The sequence below is a fragment of the Variovorax pasteuri genome (genome assembly GCF_051216435.1).
Classification (GTDB): domain Bacteria; phylum Pseudomonadota; class Gammaproteobacteria; order Burkholderiales; family Burkholderiaceae_C; genus Variovorax.
This window is the reverse complement of the sequence record NZ_JBPJZS010000002.1, coordinates 681,236-698,283: the sequence shown is the minus strand read 5'-3', so window position 1 is coordinate 698,283 and position 17,048 is coordinate 681,236. Positions and strand designations below refer to the sequence as shown.

Here is a 17,048-nt window from a genome sequence, read left to right as displayed (position 1 = left end):
TGCGGGCGTTGGAGGCCGAAAGACCATGAGAGCCATTGAAATCACTTCGTACGGCGCCCCTGAGGTGCTGCGCGTCGCGGAGCGTCCCGACCCGGTGGCCGGCGCGGGCGAGCTGCTGATCCGCGTTGCGGCAAGTGGCGTCAATCGTCCGGACGTGCTGCAGCGCATGGGGCACTACCCCGTGCCGCCCGGTGCGTCGGACCTGCCGGGCCTTGAGGTGGCCGGCGAGATCGTGTCGGGCGACGCTGCGGCGCTGGCCGAGGCGGGCTTCAGGATCGGCGATCACGTCTGCGCGCTCGTCGCGGGCGGCGGCTATGCCGAGCTGTGCGTGGCGCCTGTGGCGCAATGCCTGCCGGTGCCCAAGGGCTGGAGCGATGCCGATGCGGCGTCGCTGCCCGAGACCTTCTTCACCGTCTGGAGCAATGTGTTCGAACGCGGCCGCTTGCAAAAGGGCGAGACGCTGCTGATCCAGGGCGGCTCCAGCGGCATCGGCGTCACGGCAATCCAGGTGGCCAAGGCGCTCGGTGCCACCGTCATCGTCACGGCCGGCAGCGACGACAAGTGCGAAGCCTGCAAGAAGCTGGGCGCCGACCATGCCATCAACTACCGCACCAGCGACTTCGTCGAAGAGGCGAAGAAGCTCACGGGCGGCAAGGGTGTGGACGTGGTGCTCGACATGGTCGCCGGCGACTACGTGGCGCGCGAGATCGAGTGCCTGGCCGAAGACGGCCGGCTCGTGATCATCGCGGTGCAGGGCGGCGTGAAGAGCGAGATCAATGCCGGCCTCGTGCTGCGCAGGCGTCTCACGATCACCGGCTCGACGCTGCGTCCGCGGCCCGTGGCGTTCAAGGGTGCCATTGCCAAGGCGCTGCGCGAGAAGGTGTGGCCGCTGCTCGAAAGCGGTGCGATCAAACCCGTGATCCACAGCACCTTTGCGGCAGTGGGTGAACCGAGCGGCGCTGCCCAGGCTCACACGCTGATGGAATCGAACCAGCACATCGGCAAGATCGTGCTGACATGGTGAAGAACAAAACGCGATGACAACCAAGAAGAAGCTGATCGCCGGCAACTGGAAGATGAATGGCGGCCTGGCCGCCAACGAGGCGCTGGTGAAGGCCTTGCAGCAAGGCCTGGCCCAAATCCCTGCGGCCTGCGATGTCGCGCTGTGCGCGCCCGCGCCGTACTTCGCGCAACTGCAGTCGCTGCTGGCGGGTTCGCCGGCGCTGGCGCTGGGTGCGCAGGACATCTCGGCGCATCCGCAAGGTGCGTTCACGGGCGAGCAGTCGGCTGCGATGCTGAAGGATTTCGGCGTGCGCTATGCGATCGTCGGTCATTCCGAGCGTCGTCAGTACCATGGCGAAACCGACGACGCGGTGGCGGCCAAGGCTGCCGCTGCGCTGGCGAGCGGCATCACGCCGATCGTCTGCGTGGGTGAAACGCTGGCGCAGCGCGAAGCAGGGCAGACCGAAGAGGTCGTCAAGCGCCAGCTGGCCGCGGTGATCCATGTGAACGGCCATTGCATCAGCGAGATCGTCGTCGCGTACGAGCCCGTCTGGGCCATCGGCACGGGCAAGACGGCCTCGCCGGCGCAGGCGCAGGCGGTGCATGCAGTGCTGCGTGCGCAGTTGCATCACGCAGCCAGCGAGCATGCGGCGGGCATCCAGATTCTTTATGGCGGCAGCATGAACGCGGCCAACGCCGCGGAGTTGCTGGCGCAGGCCGACATCGACGGCGGCCTCATCGGCGGCGCGTCGCTCAAGGCCCCCGACTTTCTGCAGATCATTTCCGCCGCTGCGCGCTGAAGCGCAACGGCTGTATCACTTAGGAGTAAGAACGAATGAACGTGGTCCTCAACCTTCTCGTCGGCGTGCAGATGCTGTCCGCCCTCGTGATGATCGGCCTGATCCTGATCCAGCACGGCAAGGGTGCCGACATGGGTGCTGCCTTCGGCAGCGGCAGTGCCGGCAGCCTCTTCGGTGCCAGCGGCAGTGCGAACTTCCTGTCGCGCACCACCGCAGTGCTTGCCGCTGTCTTCTTTGCATGCACGCTGTTGCTGGCCTACTTCAGCCACGCGCGGCCTGCGAGCGGCGGCAGTCTGCTCGAGCGCGCGGCCATCGGCGCACCTGCTGCGCCGGCCTCCGGTGCGGCGAACGAAATCCCTGGTGCAGGGGCTCCCAGCGCGCCTGCTTCGGCACCTGCTGCCCCGGTTTCGGGCGCGGGCCAGATCCCAGGCAAGTAATCAAGTCGTTTTCATGAGTCACCTGTGAGAAAAGGCTTCTTTTCAGGGTAAACTCTAAATCTGTTCGGAAAGCCAAATGCCTGTTTCAGGTACCTCATGCCATCCGAACAGTAAAAACCGCGGTCGTGGTGAAATTGGTAGACACGCTATCTTGAGGGGGTAGTGGCGAAAGCTGTGCGAGTTCGAGTCTCGCCGACCGCACCAAATCTCATCGGCAGAAAACCTCATCCAGGGGTTCTCCTTGCCGGTGGCAAGCGGTGAAAAACCTCGATGAATCTCGACTCCTACCTCCCCGTCCTTTTGTTCATTCTGGTCGGAGTCGGCGTAGGCGTCGCACCCCAGGTCATCGGATACATTCTCGGGCCCAACCGGCCTGACGCCGCGAAGAACGCTCCCTACGAGTGCGGCTTTGAAGCCTTCGAGGACGCGCGCATGAAGTTCGACGTGCGTTACTACCTCGTCGCGATTCTCTTCATCCTGTTCGATCTCGAAATTGCCTTTCTCTTTCCGTGGGCCATTGCGCTCAAGGAGATCGGTGCCGTCGGCTTCTGGGCCATGATGATCTTTCTCGCCATCCTCGTCGTGGGCTTCGCCTACGAGTGGAAAAAAGGCGCGCTCGACTGGGAATAAGGAAGCTACACCATGGCCATTGAAGGCGTTCTCAAAGAAGGCTTCGTCACCACGACCTACGACTCGGTCGTGAACTGGGCGAAGACCGGATCTCTCTGGCCGATGACATTCGGCCTCGCATGCTGTGCGGTGGAAATGATGCACGCGGGCGCAGCCCGTTACGACATCGACCGTTTCGGCATGTTGTTCCGTCCCAGCCCGCGCCAGTCCGATCTGATGATCGTGGCCGGCACGCTGTGCAACAAGATGGCGCCAGCGCTGCGCAAGGTCTACGACCAGATGCCCGAGCCGCGCTGGGTGCTGTCGATGGGTTCGTGCGCGAACGGCGGTGGCTACTACCACTACAGCTATTCGGTCGTGCGCGGCTGCGACCGCATCGTGCCCGTCGACGTCTACGTGCCGGGTTGTCCGCCCACCGCCGAAGCCTTGCTTTACGGCGTGATCCAGTTGCAGCAGAAGATTCGCCGCACCAACACCATTGCACGCGCCTGAGAGATTGCCGACGATGACTGATTTTGCAATTTCGCCGGAGGTGCTGCGCGCCACCATCGCCGAGACGCTTGGCGCCAAGGCCAGGAGCGTGACGCTCGCGCTGGGCGAGGTGACCGTGGTGGTGAGTGCGGCTGACTACCTCGAAGCCGCCACGCTGCTGCGCGATGCGCCCGGCTGCCGATTCGAGCAGCTGGTCGACCTCTGCGGCATGGACTATTCCGACTACCGTGAAGGCGAGTGGCAGGGCGAGCGCTTCTGCGTGGTTTCGCACCTGCTGTCCGTGAGCCTCAACCAGCGCGTGCGCCTGAAGGTGTTCGCGCCCAGCGAAGACCTTCCCATGGTCGATTCGCTGCAGCCGGTGTGGAGCGCGTGCACCTGGTTCGAGCGCGAAGCCTTCGACCTCTACGGCATCGTGTTCGACGGCCACGACGACCTGCGCCGCATCCTCACGGACTACGGTTTCATCGGCCACCCGTTCCGCAAGGACTTCCCGGTGTCGGGTCACGTCGAGATGCGTTACGACGAAGAACAAAAGCGCGTGGTCTACCAGCCGGTATCGATCGAGCCGCGCGAAATCACCCCGCGCGTGATCCGCGAAGACAACTACGGCGGCGGTTTGCACTGATATGGCCGAAATCAAGAATTACACACTCAACTTCGGTCCGCAGCATCCGGCGGCCCACGGCGTGTTGCGCCTGGTGCTGGAGCTGGACGGCGAAGTGATCCAGCGCGCCGATCCCCACATCGGCCTGTTGCACCGCGCGACCGAGAAACTTGCCGAGTCGCGCACCTTCATCCAGTCGCTGCCGTACATGGACCGTCTCGACTACGTGTCGATGATGTCCAACGAGCACGCGTACTGCCTTGCCATCGAGAAGATGATGGGCCTCGAGGTGCCGATCCGCGCGCAGTACATCCGTGTGATGTTCGCCGAGATCACCCGCCTGCTGAACCATCTGCTGTGGCTCGGCGCGCACGGTCTGGACTGCGGTGCGATGAACATGCTCATCTACTGCTTCCGCGAGCGTGAAGATCTGTTCGACATGTACGAGGCCGTGTCCGGCGCGCGCATGCATGCGGCGTACTTCCGTCCGGGCGGCGTCTACCGCGACCTGCCGGATGCCATGCCGCAGTACAAGGTCAGCAAGATCAAGAACGCGAAGGCGATCGAGCGTCTCAACGAAAACCGCCAGGGTTCGTTGCTCGACTTCATCGACGACTTCAGCAAGCGTTTCCCGAAGATGGTCGACGAGTACGAGACGCTGCTCACCGACAACCGCATCTGGAAGCAGCGCACCGTGGGCATTGGCGTGGTCACGCCGGAGCGCGCGCTGAACCTCGGCTTCACCGGCCCCATGCTGCGTGGTTCGGGCATCGAATGGGACCTGCGCAAGAAGCAGCCCTACGACGTCTACGACCAGATGCAGTTCGACGTGCCCGTCGGCAAGACCGGTGATTGCTACGACCGCTACCTGGTTCGCGTCGAAGAGATGCGCCAGGCCAACAAGATCATCCAGCAGTGCTCGGCATGGCTGCGCGTGAATCCCGGTCCGGTCATTACCGATAACCACAAGGTTGCCGCGCCTGCGCGCGAATCGATGAAGGCGAACATGGAGGAGCTGATCCACCATTTCAAGCTCTTCACCGAAGGCTTCCACGTGCCCGAAGGCGAGGCGTATGCCGCCGTCGAGCATCCGAAGGGCGAGTTCGGCATCTATCTGGTGAGCGACGGCGCCAACAAGCCGTACCGCCTGAAGATCCGCGCCCCTGGCTTCCCGCACCTCGCCGCCCTCGACGAAATGTCGCGCGGTCACATGATCGCCGACGCTGTCGCGGTGATCGGCACGATGGACATCGTGTTCGGCGAGATCGACAGGTGAGAAAGAGCGCATGACGACTTCCTCGACCCACCATGACACGGCGCCCTCGGCGCCTTCTTCCCCTCTGCAGCCTGCAATCCTCGAGCGGTTTGCGCGCGAGGTGGCCAAGTACCCCGAAGCAGGCAAGCAATCCGCCGTGATGGCCTGCCTTGCCATCGTCCAGCAGGACGAAGGCTATGTCAGCCTGCAGCGCGAGCGCGAAATTGCCGATTACCTCGGCATGGCGCCCATCGCCGTGCATGAAGTGACGACCTTCTACAACATGTACAACCAGCACCCGGTGGGCAAGTTCAAGCTCAACGTGTGCACCAACCTGCCTTGCCAGCTGCGCGACGGCGTCACCGCCCTCGTGCACCTCGAGAAGAAGCTCGGCATCAAGATGGGCGAGACCACGGCCGACGGCCTGTTCACGCTGCAGCAGAGCGAGTGCCTGGGCGCTTGCGCCGATTCGCCCGTCATGCTGGTCAACGATCGCACCATGTGCAGCTTCATGAGCAACGAGAAGCTCGACCAGCTCATCGAAGGCCTGCGCGGTGCCGCGCCCGCCACCAAAGGGGAGGCTTCCTGATGTCGCCCGAACAAGTACTCCAGCAGTTCCAGGCAACGGGCGTCCAGACCTGTTTCCATGACCGCCACATCGAACCGCAGATCTACGCGGGCCTCGACGGTACCAACTGGCGCCTGGCCGACTACGAAGCGCGCGGCGGCTACCAGGCGCTGCGCAAGATCCTGACCGAGGGCCTCACGCCCGACCAGGTGATCGCCGAAGTGAAGGCCTCGGGCCTGCGCGGACGCGGCGGCGCAGGTTTCCCGACCGGCCTGAAGTGGAGCTTCATGCCCCGCCAGTTCCCGGGCCAGAAGTACCTCGTCTGCAATTCCGACGAAGGCGAGCCGGGCACGTGCAAGGACCGCGACATCCTGCAGTTCAACCCGCACATCGTGATCGAAGGCATGGCCATCGCCGCGTATGCGATGGGCATCAGCGTGGGCTACAACTACATCCACGGCGAGATCTTCCAGAGCTACGACCGTTTCGAGGAAGCCCTCGAAGAAGCGCGCGCCGCCGGCTACCTCGGCGACAAGATCATGGGCAGCACGTACAACTTCCAGTTGCACGCCGCCCACGGCTTCGGCGCCTACATCTGCGGCGAGGAAACCGCGCTGCTCGAGTCGCTCGAAGGCAAGAAGGGCCAGCCGCGCTTCAAGCCGCCGTTCCCGGCCAGCTTCGGCCTGTACGGCAAGCCGACGACCATCAACAACACCGAGACCTTCGCGGCGGTGCCCTGGATCATCCGCAACGGCGGTCCGGCCTACCTCGAGTGCGGCAAGCCGAACAATGGCGGCACCAAGATCTACTCGGTGAGCGGCGACGTCGAGTTGCCCGGCAACTACGAAGTGCCCATGGGCACGCCGTTCTCCAAGCTGCTCGAGCTGTGCGGCGGCGTTCGCAAGGGCCGCACGCTGAAGGCCGTGATCCCCGGTGGATCGTCGTCGCCGGTGCTGCCGGCCGACCTCATGATGGCCTGCACCATGGACTACGACTCCATCGCCAAGGCCGGCTCCATGCTGGGCTCGGGCGCGGTGATCGTCATGGACGACAGCCGCTCGATGGTCGAGTCGCTCAAGCGCCTGTCGTACTTCTACATGCACGAGTCCTGCGGCCAGTGCACGCCGTGCCGCGAAGGCACGGGCTGGCTCTACCGCGTGGTGGACCGCATCCACAACGGGCAGGGCAGGGCGACCGACATGGACCTGCTCAATTCGGTGGCAGACAACATCCAGGGCCGCACGATCTGCGCGCTCGGCGACGCGGCGGCCATGCCGGTGCGCGCCATGATCAAGCATTTCCGTCATGAGTTCGAAGCCCTGATCCCGGGCTACGTTCCCAAAGCGCCGGTCCAGGCCTGAGCGCGAGAAGCACACATATGGTTGAAATCGAACTCGACGGCAAGAAGGTCGACGTGACCGAAGGCAGCATGATCATGCATGCGGCCGACAAGGCAGGCACGTACATCCCGCACTTCTGCTATCACAAGAAACTGAGCATTGCGGCGAATTGCCGCATGTGCCTCGTGGACGTGGAAAAGGCGCCCAAGCCGATGCCGGCCTGCGCCACGCCCGTCACGCAGGGCATGATCGTTCGCACCAAGAGCGAAAAGGCCATCAAGGCGCAGCAGTCGGTCATGGAGTTCCTCCTGATCAACCATCCGCTGGATTGCCCGATCTGCGACCAGGGCGGCGAATGCCAGCTGCAGGACCTGGCCGTGGGCTACGGCGGCTCTTCTTCGCGCTACGAAGAAGAAAAGCGCGTCGTGTTCCACAAGGACGTGGGCCCGCTGATCAGCATGGAAGAAATGAGCCGCTGCATCCATTGCACGCGCTGCGTCCGCTTCGGCCAGGAAGTGGCCGGCGTGATGGAGCTCGGCATGACCCAGCGCGGCGAGCACTCCGAAATCGAGACCTTCGTGGGCGACTCGGTCGACTCCGAACTCTCGGGCAACATGATCGACATCTGCCCGGTCGGCGCGCTCACGAGCAAGCCGTTCCGCTACAGCGCCCGCACCTGGGAACTGTCGCGCCGCAAGTCGGTGAGCCCGCATGATTCCACCGGCGCCAACCTGATCGTCCAGGTCAAGAACAACCGCGTGATGCGCGTGGTGCCGCTCGAGAACGAAGACGTCAACGAATGCTGGATCGCCGACCGCGACCGCTTCTCGTACGAAGCGCTCAACGGCCCGGAACGCCTGACGCAACCCATGCTGAAGCAGGGCGGCCAATGGCAGCAGGTCGACTGGCAGACGGCGCTCGAGTACGTCGCCAACGGCCTGCGCCAGATCAAGGCCGACCACGGCGCGCAAAGCATCGGTACGCTCGTCAGCCCGCACAGCACGCTCGAAGAGCTGCATCTCGCCGCCATGCTCACGCGGGAACTCGGCAGCGACAACATCGACTACCGCCTGCGCAACGCCGAATTCACGGCGTTCGAAGGCGTGCGCTGGCTCGGCACCTCGATCGCCTCGCTCACGCAAGTGCAGCGCGCGCTGGTCGTCGGTTCCAACCTGCGCAAGGAACACCCGCTGTTCGCGCAGCGCATCCGCCAGGCCGTGCGCAAGGGCGCCGCGCTGTCGGTGATCACCTCGGCCAGCCTGATGGCCGACCGCGACGCCTGGGCCATCGACGTGGCGCAGTCGTCGATCGTCGACGCCGACCAGTGGGTCGAAGCGCTGGCCGCCGTGGCCGCCGCCATCGGCGCAACCAATGGCGCGACCGCGCCGCTGGCGCCGACCAACGCACCCGACGATGCCGCCAAGGCCATCGCAGCGTCGCTGCTGAACGGCGAACGCAAGGCCGTGCTGCTCGGCAACGCCGCCGCGCACCACGCCCAGGCCAGCAGCCTGCTGGCCCTGGCGAACTGGATCGGCGCGCAAACCGGCGCCACCGTCGGCTACCTGACCGAAGCGGCCAACACCGTGGGCGCGCAGCTTGTCGGCGCGTTCCCGAAGAACGGCGGCCTCGATGCCGGCCGCATGCTCGCCGCGGGCTCCGGCCTGAAGGCCGTGATGCTGCTGAACACCGAGCCGGTGTTCGACTCGGCCGCAGGCGCCGCCGCAGCCGATGTCATCGGCAATGCGCAAATGGTCGTCACGCTCAGCCCCTTCAAGGCCAACCTCGCATTCAGTGACGTGTTGCTCCCGATCGCCCCGTTCAGCGAAACCCCCGGCACCTTCGTCAACGCCGAAGGCCGCCTGCAAGGTTTCCATGCCGTCGTGAAGCCGCAAGGCGAAACGCGTCCGGCGTGGAAGGTGCTGCGCGTGCTGGCCAACCTGCTCGGCCTGCCTGGCTTCGCGTTCGAATCGACTGCCGACGTGCTCGCCACCATCGGTGACAGCGGCGCGCTGCCGGCGAATGCCCTGAGCAACGCCACGTCCGCCGATGCGGTCGCTTCCAACGGCGCAGCTGCTGCGCCCGTGGTCGCGAGCATCTACCAGCTCGACTCGATCGTGCGCCGCGCACCGTCGCTGCAACTGACCGCCGACGCACGCAATGCATCGGCCGGATCGAACGTGTCGGCCCGTGCCGAGGAGGCATTGGCATGATCGACGCTATTCATGGCTTCGGCCAGGGCCTGGTCGCCGCAGGCTGGTGGACCGTGGTGGTCTGGCCCGTGATCTGGACGCTGATCAAGATCATCGTGGTCGTGATCCCGCTGATGCTGGCCGTGGCCTACCTCACGCTGTGGGAACGCAAGGCCATCGGTTTCACGCAGATCCGCATCGGCCCGAACCGCACCGGCCCGCTGGGCCTGCTGCAGCCGATCGCCGACGCGCTCAAGCTGATGACCAAGGAAATCATTCTTCCGACGGTCGCCAACAAGGGCCTGTTCCTGCTGGGCCCGGTGATGACCATCATGCCGGCGCTCGCCGCATGGGCGGTGATTCCCTTCGGCCCCGATGTGGCGCTGGCCAACATCAATGCCGGCCTGCTGTTCGTGATGGCCATCACCTCGCTCGAGGTGTACGGCGTGATCATCGCCGGCTGGGCCTCGAACTCGAAGTACGCCTTCCTGGGCGCGCTGCGCGCCTCGGCACAGATGGTGAGCTACGAAATCGCGATGGGCTTCTGCTTCGTCGTGGTGCTGATGGTCACCGGCAGCCTGAACATGAGCGAGATCGTGAACGTTCAGGGCAAGGGCATGTTCGCCAACCTGGGCGTGGGCTTCCTGTCGTGGAACTGGCTGCCTCTGCTGCCGATCTTCGTCGTCTACTTCATCTCGGGCCTCGCCGAAACCAACCGTCACCCGTTCGACGTGGTGGAAGGCGAATCCGAAATTGTGGCCGGCCACATGATCGAGTACTCGGGCATGAGCTTCGCGATGTTCTTCCTGGCCGAGTACGCCAACATGTGGCTCGTCTCGATCCTCACCGTGGTGCTCTTCCTGGGCGGATGGCTGCCGCCGTTCGACTTCCTGAGCTTCATCCCGGGCTGGATCTGGCTGGGCGCCAAGACCTTCTGCGTGGTCACCATGTTCCTGTGGGTCCGCTCGACATTCCCGCGCTTCCGCTATGACCAGATCATGCGGTTGGGCTGGAAGATCTTCATTCCCGTCACCCTCGTGTGGCTGGTCGTGGTCGGTGGCTGGATGCAGACGCCGTTCAACATCTGGAAATAACAGGAAGCGCCAATACCATGTCTGCTGCGCACACCGCCGGCGCGTCCGCGCGCCCTTCCAAGCTTGCGTCCGCGCCGTTCTCGCTCAAGGACTTCCTGAGCAGCTTCATGCTGTTCGAGCTGTTCAAGGGGCTGGCCGTCACCGGCAAGTACGCCTTCGCCCGCAAGATCACTGTCCAGTTCCCCGAAGAGAAGACGCCGCTGTCGCCGCGCTTCCGCGGCCTGCACGCGCTGCGCCGCTACGAAAACGGCGAAGAACGCTGCATCGCCTGCAAGCTCTGCGAAGCCGTTTGCCCGGCACTGGCCATCACCATCGAATCGGATGTGCGTGACGACGGCTCGCGCCGCACGACGCGCTACGACATCGACCTGACCAAGTGCATCTTCTGCGGCTTCTGCGAAGAAAGCTGCCCGGTGGACTCGATCGTGGAGACGCACATCTTCGAATACCACGGCGAAAAGCGCGGCGACCTGTACTTCACGAAGGACATGCTCCTGGCCGTGGGCGATCGCTACGAAAAAGAAATTGCAGCGAACAAGGCGGCTGACGCCAAGTACCGCTGATCCGACCAGCCCGAACCCCGTACCCATTCGAATTCCATGGACGTCAAGACCGGTCTGTTCTATCTGTTTGCCGCGGTGCTGCTGTTTGCAGCCTTCCGCGTCATCACCGCCCGCAACCCCGTGTACGCCGCGCTGTACCTGGTGCTGGCCTTCTTCCAGGCTTCGGCCATCTGGTTGCTGCTGCGCGCCGAGTTCCTCGCGATCTCGCTGGTGCTGGTGTATGTCGGCGCCGTGATGGTGCTGTTCCTGTTCGTCGTGATGATGCTGGACATCAACGTCGACGGCCTGCGAGAGGGCTTCTGGAAGCACTTCCCGCTGGCCGCTGGCGTGGGTGCGCTCATTGCGCTCGAAATGGCGGCCGTGCTGATGGGCGGCTTCCGCCTGGGCGAGGCACCTCGCGCGGCCTCTGGCCCGATGGCGGCCGATGCCTCCAACACGCTCGAACTGGGCAAGTTGCTGTACACCGAATACCTCTACCCGCTGGAAATTGCCGCGGTCATCCTGCTCGTGGCCATCGTGGCCGCCATCGCGTTGACGTTGCGCACCCGCAAGGACAGCAAGTACGTGAATCCGGCCGACCAGGTGCGCGTGAAGGCGCGTGACCGCGTGCGCATCGTGCAGATGCCGGTGACGCGTGCGGCCGAACCTGTGGCTGAAGCTGCAGCTGCGGATGCTGCAAAGGAAAACAAGGCATGACGCTCACGCTAGGACACTTTCTTTCGCTCGGCGCGATGCTCTTCGCGCTGTCGGTGATCGGCATCTTCCTGAACCGCAAGAACCTGATCGTGCTGCTGATGGCCATCGAACTGATGCTGCTCGCGGTCAACATGAACTTCGTGGCGTTCTCGCACTTCCTGGGCGACATGCACGGCCAGATCTTCGTGTTCTTCATCCTGACGGTGGCTGCGGCCGAGTCGGCCATCGGGCTGGCGCTGCTGGTTCTGCTGTTCCGCAACAAGTCGAACATCAACGTGGACGAACTCAACTCGCTCAAGGGTTGAAAGCAACATGAGCGCAACCCTTTCCGCATCCACCTTGCTGGCCGTGCCGCTGGCACCCCTGGTCGGCGCCGCTGTCGCCGGCCTGTTCGGCACGAAGTTCGGCGGCAATCACATCGGCCGCAAGGTCACGCATTCGCTGACCATCCTGGGCGTGCTGGTCGCCTTCATCATCTCGGCCATGACGCTCAAGAGCGTGGTGGCCGACGGTGCACGCTTCAACGCCACCCTCTACGAGTGGATGGTGGTGGGCGGCCTGAAGATGGAAGTCGGCTTCATGGTCGACGGCCTCACCGCCATGATGATGTGCGTCGTGACCTTCGTGTCGCTGATGGTCCACATCTACACCATCGGCTACATGGAAGAAGACGACGGCTACAACCGTTTCTTCGCGTACATCTCGCTGTTCACCTTCTCGATGCTGATGCTCGTCATGAGCAACAACATGCTCCAGCTGTTCTTCGGCTGGGAAGCGGTGGGCCTGGTGTCGTACCTGCTGATCGGTTTCTGGTTCAACAAGCCGACCGCCATCTTCGCGAACATGAAGGCCTTCCTGGTCAACCGCGTGGGCGACTTCGGCTTCATCCTGGGCATCGGCCTCATTGCGGCCTACGCCGGCACGCTGAACTACACCGAAGCCTTCGCCAAGGCGAACACGCTGGCCGGCATCACCTTCCCGGGCACCGAATGGATGCTGATCACCGTGATCTGCATCTGCCTGTTCATCGGTGCGATGGGCAAGAGCGCGCAGTTCCCGCTGCACGTGTGGCTGCCCGACTCGATGGAAGGCCCGACCCCCATCTCCGCGCTGATCCACGCGGCCACGATGGTGACCGCCGGCATCTTCATGGTGGCGCGCATGTCGCCGCTGTTCGAGCTGAGCGACACGGCCCTGAGCTTCATCCTCGTGATCGGCGCCATCACCGCACTGTTCATGGGCTTCCTGGGCATCATCCAGAACGACATCAAGCGCGTGGTCGCGTACTCGACGCTCTCGCAGCTCGGCTACATGACCGTGGCGCTCGGTGCCTCGGCCTACTCGGTGGCCGTGTTCCACCTGATGACGCACGCGTTCTTCAAGGCGCTGCTGTTCCTCGGTGCCGGCTCGGTGATCATCGGCATGCACCACAACCAGGACATCCGCTGGATGGGCGGCGTGCGCAAGTACATGCCGATCACCTGGATCACGTCGCTGCTGGGTTCGCTCGCGCTGATCGGCACGCCGTTCTTCGCCGGCTTCTACTCGAAGGACAGCATCATCGAAGCGGTGCACGAAAGCCACCTGTGGGGCGCGAACTTCGCGTACTACGCGGTGCTGGCCGGCGTGTTCATCACGGCGTTCTACTCGTTCCGCATGTACTTCCTGGTCTTCCACGGCAAGGAACGCTACGACCAGAACCCTGATGCGCACCATGACGACCACGGCCATGGCCACGACGATCATGGCCACGGTCACGAGGCCCACAAGCCGCACGAGTCGCCGATGGTGGTCTGGCTGCCGCTGGTGCTGCTGGCCATTCCCTCGGTGGTGATCGGCTTCATGACGATCGAGCCGATGCTGTTCGGCGAGTTCTTCAAGAACGCGATCTTCGTGGACGGTGCCAAGCACCACGCCATGAAAGAACTGGAAGAAGCCTTCCACGGTCCGGTGGCCATGGCCATCCACGGCCTGACGACGGCACCTTTCTGGCTGGCACTGGCTGGCGTGGTCCTGTCCTGGTACATGTACATGATCAACCCGGCGCTGCCGGCCGCGATCAAGCGTGCCTGCGGCCCGATCTACCGCCTGCTGGAAAACAAGTACTACCTCGACTGGATCAACGAGAACATCATCGCCCGCGGCACGCGTGCGCTCGGCACCGGCCTGTGGAAGGGTGGCGACCAAGCCCTCATCGACGGCGCCGTGGTCAATGGTTCGTGGAAGCTGGTCGGCCGTATTTCAGGTGTGGTGCGCTGGATGCAGTCGGGCTACATCTATCACTACGCCTTCGCGATGCTGCTGGGCATCTTCATCCTGATGACGTATTTCGTCTGGTTCAAACGCTGAGCCTAGCGCTGGAGAAAAAGAAAAATGGGTTTGTTGAGCCTTGCCATCTGGGTGCCGATCGCATTCGGCGTCGCGCTGCTGGCGTTTGGCCGTGACGAGCACGCCAAGGGCGTCCGCTGGGTCGCCCTCGTCGGCGCCATCGTGAGCTTCCTGGTCACGGTGCCGCTGTTCACGGGTTTCCGCAACGGCACCGCCGCCATGCAGTTCGTCGAGAAGACGAGCTGGATCTCGCGCTTCAACGTCAACTACCACCTCGGGATCGACGGCATGTCGCTCTGGCTGGTGTTGCTGACGTCGTTCATCACGGTCATCGTCGTGATCTCGGCCTGGGAAGTGATCACCGAGCGCGTGAACCAGTACATGGGCGCGTTCCTGATCCTGTCGGGTTTCATGATCGGCGTGTTCTCCGCGCTCGACGGCATCCTGTTCTACGTGTTCTTCGAAGCCACGCTGATCCCGATGTACCTGATCATCGGTATCTGGGGCGGCCCGAACAAGATCTACGCGGCGTTCAAGTTCTTCCTGTACACCTTGCTCGGCTCGCTGCTGATGCTGGTGGCGCTGATCTTCCTGTACAACAAGTCGGGCGGCAGCTTCGACATCCTGGCCTGGCACAAGCTGCCGCTGGGGTCGACCGCGCAGACCTTCCTGTTCTTCGCCTTCTTCGCGGCCTTCGCGGTGAAGGTGCCGATGTGGCCGGTGCACACCTGGCTGCCCGACGTGCACGTCGAGGCGCCCACCGGCGGTTCCGCCGTGCTGGCCGCGATCATGCTGAAGCTGGGCGCCTACGGCTTCCTGCGCTTCTCGATGCCCATCGCCCCCGATGCGTCGCACGAATGGGCCTGGCTCATGATCGCGCTGTCGCTGATCGCGGTGATCTACGTGGGCCTGGTCGCGCTGGTGCAGCAGGACATGAAGAAGCTGGTGGCGTATTCGTCGGTCGCGCACATGGGCTTCGTGACGCTGGGCTTCTTCATCTTCAACGAGCTCGGCGTGTCCGGCGGCATCGTGCAGATGATTGCGCACGGCTTCGTCTCGGGCGCCATGTTCCTGGGCATCGGCGTGCTGTACGACCGCGTGCACTCGCGCCAGATCGCCGACTACGGCGGCGTGGTCAACACCATGCCCAAGTTCGCCGCGTTCGCGCTGCTGTTCGCCATGGCCAATTGCGGCCTGCCGGGCACCGCCGGTTTCGTGGGCGAGTGGATGGTGATCCTGGGCGCCGTGAAGGCCAACTTCTGGGTCGGCCTCGGTGCGGCCACCGCGCTGATCTTCGGAGCGGCCTACACGCTGTGGATGTACAAGCGCGTGTACCTGGGCCCGGTCGGCAACGACCACGTCAAGGAGCTCAAGGACATCAACGCCCGCGAGTTCGTGATGCTGTCGCTGCTGGCCATCGCCGTGCTTTGGATGGGCCTGTATCCGAAGCCTTTCACCGACGCCATGGACGCCTCGGTGGTCGAGCTCCTGCGCCATGTGGCGATTTCGAAGCTGCCTTCCTGATTCCACGCTGAAGACAAGAGAACGAGATGATTGACAAAATCAGCTGGGTCACGATCTACCCTGAAATCGTGTTGCTGGTCATGACCTGCATCATTGCGCTGGTCGACCTGTCGACCACGGACCATCGCCGCACGCGCACCTATGTGCTGACGCTGCTCACGCTCGCCGTGGTCGGTGTGCTGTCGGGCCTTGCGGCCCTCAACGGCAAGACGGCCTATGGCTTCGGTGGCATGGTCGTGAGCGACCCGATGGGCAACTGGCTCAAGTGTTTCGCCACCATCGCCCTGATGGTCACGCTGGTCTACGGCCGTCCCTATGCGGCCGACCGCGACATGCTGCGCGGCGGCGAGATGTTCACCATGAGCATGTTCGCGCTGCTGGGCATGTTCGTGATGATCTCGGGCAGCAACTTCCTGCTGATCTACCTGGGCCTGGAACTGCTCACGCTGTCGAGCTATGCGCTGGTGGCGCTACGCCGCGACAACGCGGTGGCCAGCGAGGCGGCCATGAAGTACTTCGTGCTCGGCGCCATGGCCAGCGGCTTCCTGCTGTACGGCCTGTCGATGATGTACGGCGCCACGGGTTCGCTCGACGTGAACGAGGTGTTCAAGGCCATCGCCAGCGGCAAGGTGAACCACCAGGTGCTGGTGTTCGGCCTGGTGTTCATCGTGGCCGGCCTGGCCTTCAAGGTGGGCGCTGCGCCGTTCCACATGTGGGTGCCCGACGTCTACCAGGGCGCGCCGACGGCGATCACGCTGCTGATCGGCGCCGCGCCCGAGCTGGCCGCCTTCGCGATCATCATTCGCCTGCTGGTCGATGCGCTGCAACCGCTGGCCATCGACTGGCAGCAGATGCTGGCGGTGCTGGCCATCGCCTCGCTGCTGGTCGGCAACCTGGCGGCCATTGCGCAAAGCAACCTGAAGCGGATGCTGGCGTACTCGACCATCTCGCAGATGGGCTTCATGCTCCTCGGCCTGGTGGCCGGTTCGGACCAGCAGGGCACCTACAACGCCCAGTTCGCCTACAGCGCCTCGATGTTCTACATCGTGACCTACGTGCTGACCACGCTGGCGAGCTTCGGCATCATCCTGCTGCTGGCGCGCGAAGGCTTCGAAAGCGAAGAGATCACCGACCTCGCAGGCCTGAACCAGCGCAGCCCGCTGTACGCCGGCGTGATGGCCATCGCCATGTTCTCGCTGGCCGGCCTGCCGCCGCTGGTGGGCTTCTACGCGAAGCTGGCCGTGCTGCAGGCGCTGATCGCGTCGGGCCATGCCATCTACATCGGCCTGGCCGTGTTCGCGGTGATGATGTCGCTGATCGGCGCCTTCTACTACCTGCGCGTGGTCAAGGTCATGTACTTCGACGCCCCGGTCACGGCGACCACCGTGTCGGCGCCGCGCGACGTGCGCGTCGTGCTCACGATCAACGGCGCGCTGATCCTGATACTGGGGATCGTGCCCGGCGGGCTCATGACGCTTTGCTACGACGCGATCGTGGCCACGCTGGCCCACTGACGCGCAACACCC

The 17,048-nt window shown here is 64.0% G+C and carries 17 protein-coding genes and 1 tRNA gene; all 18 read left to right on the top strand.

Features of this window, described 5'->3' with window-relative positions:
• Positions 1 to 25 precede the first annotated feature (25 nt).
• Complete coding sequence (locus ACSFBM_RS10390; RefSeq protein WP_435484260.1) at positions 26 to 1,024, top strand: NAD(P)H-quinone oxidoreductase; 999 nt, start codon at positions 26 to 28, stop codon at positions 1,022 to 1,024.
• A gap of 13 nt (positions 1,025 to 1,037) precedes the next feature.
• Positions 1,038 to 1,802, top strand: a complete 765-nt coding sequence (gene tpiA, locus ACSFBM_RS10385) for a triose-phosphate isomerase (protein WP_435484259.1) — start codon at positions 1,038 to 1,040, stop codon at positions 1,800 to 1,802.
• A gap of 35 nt (positions 1,803 to 1,837) precedes the next feature.
• A complete protein-coding gene (secG, locus tag ACSFBM_RS10380; RefSeq protein WP_435484258.1) occupies positions 1,838 to 2,239 on the top strand; it encodes a preprotein translocase subunit SecG in 402 nt (133 codons plus the stop codon).
• A 119-nt stretch (positions 2,240 to 2,358) separates the two neighbouring features.
• A tRNA-Leu gene (locus tag ACSFBM_RS10375) sits at positions 2,359 to 2,443 on the top strand.
• 66 nt (positions 2,444 to 2,509) lie between these two features.
• Positions 2,510 to 2,869 carry an NADH-quinone oxidoreductase subunit A gene (locus tag ACSFBM_RS10370; RefSeq protein ID WP_012748607.1) on the top strand — a complete coding sequence of 120 codons (360 nt, stop codon included), beginning with the start codon at positions 2,510 to 2,512 and terminating at the stop codon, positions 2,867 to 2,869.
• A 12-nt stretch (positions 2,870 to 2,881) separates the two neighbouring features.
• Positions 2,882 to 3,361, top strand: coding sequence for a NuoB/complex I 20 kDa subunit family protein (locus ACSFBM_RS10365; RefSeq protein ID WP_007837763.1), 480 nt, complete (start codon positions 2,882 to 2,884; stop codon positions 3,359 to 3,361).
• 13 nt (positions 3,362 to 3,374) lie between these two features.
• Positions 3,375 to 3,986, top strand: a complete 612-nt coding sequence (locus ACSFBM_RS10360) for an NADH-quinone oxidoreductase subunit C (protein WP_435484257.1) — start codon at positions 3,375 to 3,377, stop codon at positions 3,984 to 3,986.
• A gap of 1 nt (position 3,987) precedes the next feature.
• The gene (locus tag ACSFBM_RS10355; protein WP_435484256.1) at positions 3,988 to 5,241 is read left to right on the top strand and encodes an NADH-quinone oxidoreductase subunit D; all 1,254 of its coding nucleotides are present in this window, start codon (positions 3,988 to 3,990) and stop codon (positions 5,239 to 5,241) included.
• Positions 5,242 to 5,251: 10 nt separating this feature from the next.
• Positions 5,252 to 5,809, top strand: coding sequence for an NADH-quinone oxidoreductase subunit NuoE family protein (locus ACSFBM_RS10350; RefSeq protein WP_435436609.1), 558 nt, complete (start codon positions 5,252 to 5,254; stop codon positions 5,807 to 5,809).
• Positions 5,809 to 7,149, top strand: a complete 1,341-nt coding sequence (gene nuoF, locus ACSFBM_RS10345; RefSeq protein ID WP_435436610.1) for an NADH-quinone oxidoreductase subunit NuoF — start codon at positions 5,809 to 5,811, stop codon at positions 7,147 to 7,149. The genes ACSFBM_RS10350 and nuoF overlap by 1 nt, the downstream gene beginning before the upstream one ends.
• Before the next feature lie 17 nt (positions 7,150 to 7,166).
• Positions 7,167 to 9,338 carry an NADH-quinone oxidoreductase subunit NuoG gene (nuoG, locus tag ACSFBM_RS10340; protein ID WP_435484255.1) on the top strand — a complete coding sequence of 724 codons (2,172 nt, stop codon included), beginning with the start codon at positions 7,167 to 7,169 and terminating at the stop codon, positions 9,336 to 9,338.
• Positions 9,335 to 10,411, top strand: coding sequence for an NADH-quinone oxidoreductase subunit NuoH (nuoH, locus tag ACSFBM_RS10335; RefSeq protein ID WP_435484254.1), 1,077 nt, complete (start codon positions 9,335 to 9,337; stop codon positions 10,409 to 10,411). Before nuoG ends, nuoH begins: the two co-directional genes overlap by 4 nt.
• Before the next feature lie 17 nt (positions 10,412 to 10,428).
• Entirely contained in the window at positions 10,429 to 10,974 is a 546-nt protein-coding gene (nuoI, locus tag ACSFBM_RS10330) for an NADH-quinone oxidoreductase subunit NuoI (protein WP_435436613.1), read from the top strand.
• A gap of 36 nt (positions 10,975 to 11,010) precedes the next feature.
• Positions 11,011 to 11,670 carry an NADH-quinone oxidoreductase subunit J gene (locus tag ACSFBM_RS10325; protein ID WP_435436614.1) on the top strand — a complete coding sequence of 220 codons (660 nt, stop codon included), beginning with the start codon at positions 11,011 to 11,013 and terminating at the stop codon, positions 11,668 to 11,670.
• Entirely contained in the window at positions 11,667 to 11,975 is a 309-nt protein-coding gene (nuoK, locus tag ACSFBM_RS10320; protein WP_019653383.1) for an NADH-quinone oxidoreductase subunit NuoK, read from the top strand. Before ACSFBM_RS10325 ends, nuoK begins: the two co-directional genes overlap by 4 nt.
• Positions 11,976 to 11,982: 7 nt before the next feature.
• Positions 11,983 to 14,019 carry an NADH-quinone oxidoreductase subunit L gene (gene nuoL, locus ACSFBM_RS10315; protein ID WP_435436615.1) on the top strand — a complete coding sequence of 679 codons (2,037 nt, stop codon included), beginning with the start codon at positions 11,983 to 11,985 and terminating at the stop codon, positions 14,017 to 14,019.
• A gap of 24 nt (positions 14,020 to 14,043) precedes the next feature.
• Entirely contained in the window at positions 14,044 to 15,522 is a 1,479-nt protein-coding gene (locus tag ACSFBM_RS10310) for an NADH-quinone oxidoreductase subunit M (RefSeq protein ID WP_435484253.1), read from the top strand.
• A gap of 26 nt (positions 15,523 to 15,548) precedes the next feature.
• Positions 15,549 to 17,036: an NADH-quinone oxidoreductase subunit NuoN gene (gene nuoN, locus ACSFBM_RS10305; RefSeq protein ID WP_435436617.1), complete on the top strand. Its 1,488-nt coding sequence runs from the start codon at positions 15,549 to 15,551 to the stop codon at positions 17,034 to 17,036.
• Positions 17,037 to 17,048: the final 12 nt, after the last annotated feature.

Bases quoted from the DNA above. Each gene is read 5' to 3' on its own strand.
- ACSFBM_RS10390 (WP_435484260.1), top strand. From the start codon at position 26: ATGAGAGCCATTGAAATCACTTCGTACGGCGCCCCTGAGGTGCTGCGC.
- secG (WP_435484258.1), top strand. From the start codon at position 1,838: ATGAACGTGGTCCTCAACCTTCTCGTCGGCGTGCAGATGCTGTCCGCC.
- ACSFBM_RS10310 (WP_435484253.1), top strand. From the start codon at position 14,044: ATGGGTTTGTTGAGCCTTGCCATCTGGGTGCCGATCGCATTCGGCGTC.
- ACSFBM_RS10350 (WP_435436609.1), top strand. From the start codon at position 5,252: ATGACGACTTCCTCGACCCACCATGACACGGCGCCCTCGGCGCCTTCT.
- nuoH (WP_435484254.1), top strand. From the start codon at position 9,335: ATGATCGACGCTATTCATGGCTTCGGCCAGGGCCTGGTCGCCGCAGGC.
- nuoK (WP_019653383.1), top strand. From the start codon at position 11,667: ATGACGCTCACGCTAGGACACTTTCTTTCGCTCGGCGCGATGCTCTTC.
- ACSFBM_RS10355 (WP_435484256.1), top strand. From the start codon at position 3,988: ATGGCCGAAATCAAGAATTACACACTCAACTTCGGTCCGCAGCATCCG.
- ACSFBM_RS10325 (WP_435436614.1), top strand. From the start codon at position 11,011: ATGGACGTCAAGACCGGTCTGTTCTATCTGTTTGCCGCGGTGCTGCTG.
- ACSFBM_RS10360 (WP_435484257.1), top strand. From the start codon at position 3,375: ATGACTGATTTTGCAATTTCGCCGGAGGTGCTGCGCGCCACCATCGCC.
- nuoF (WP_435436610.1), top strand. From the start codon at position 5,809: ATGTCGCCCGAACAAGTACTCCAGCAGTTCCAGGCAACGGGCGTCCAG.
- ACSFBM_RS10370 (WP_012748607.1), top strand. From the start codon at position 2,510: ATGAATCTCGACTCCTACCTCCCCGTCCTTTTGTTCATTCTGGTCGGA.
- nuoN (WP_435436617.1), top strand. From the start codon at position 15,549: ATGATTGACAAAATCAGCTGGGTCACGATCTACCCTGAAATCGTGTTG.
- nuoL (WP_435436615.1), top strand. From the start codon at position 11,983: ATGAGCGCAACCCTTTCCGCATCCACCTTGCTGGCCGTGCCGCTGGCA.
- ACSFBM_RS10365 (WP_007837763.1), top strand. From the start codon at position 2,882: ATGGCCATTGAAGGCGTTCTCAAAGAAGGCTTCGTCACCACGACCTAC.
- nuoI (WP_435436613.1), top strand. From the start codon at position 10,429: ATGTCTGCTGCGCACACCGCCGGCGCGTCCGCGCGCCCTTCCAAGCTT.
- nuoG (WP_435484255.1), top strand. From the start codon at position 7,167: ATGGTTGAAATCGAACTCGACGGCAAGAAGGTCGACGTGACCGAAGGC.
- tpiA (WP_435484259.1), top strand. From the start codon at position 1,038: ATGACAACCAAGAAGAAGCTGATCGCCGGCAACTGGAAGATGAATGGC.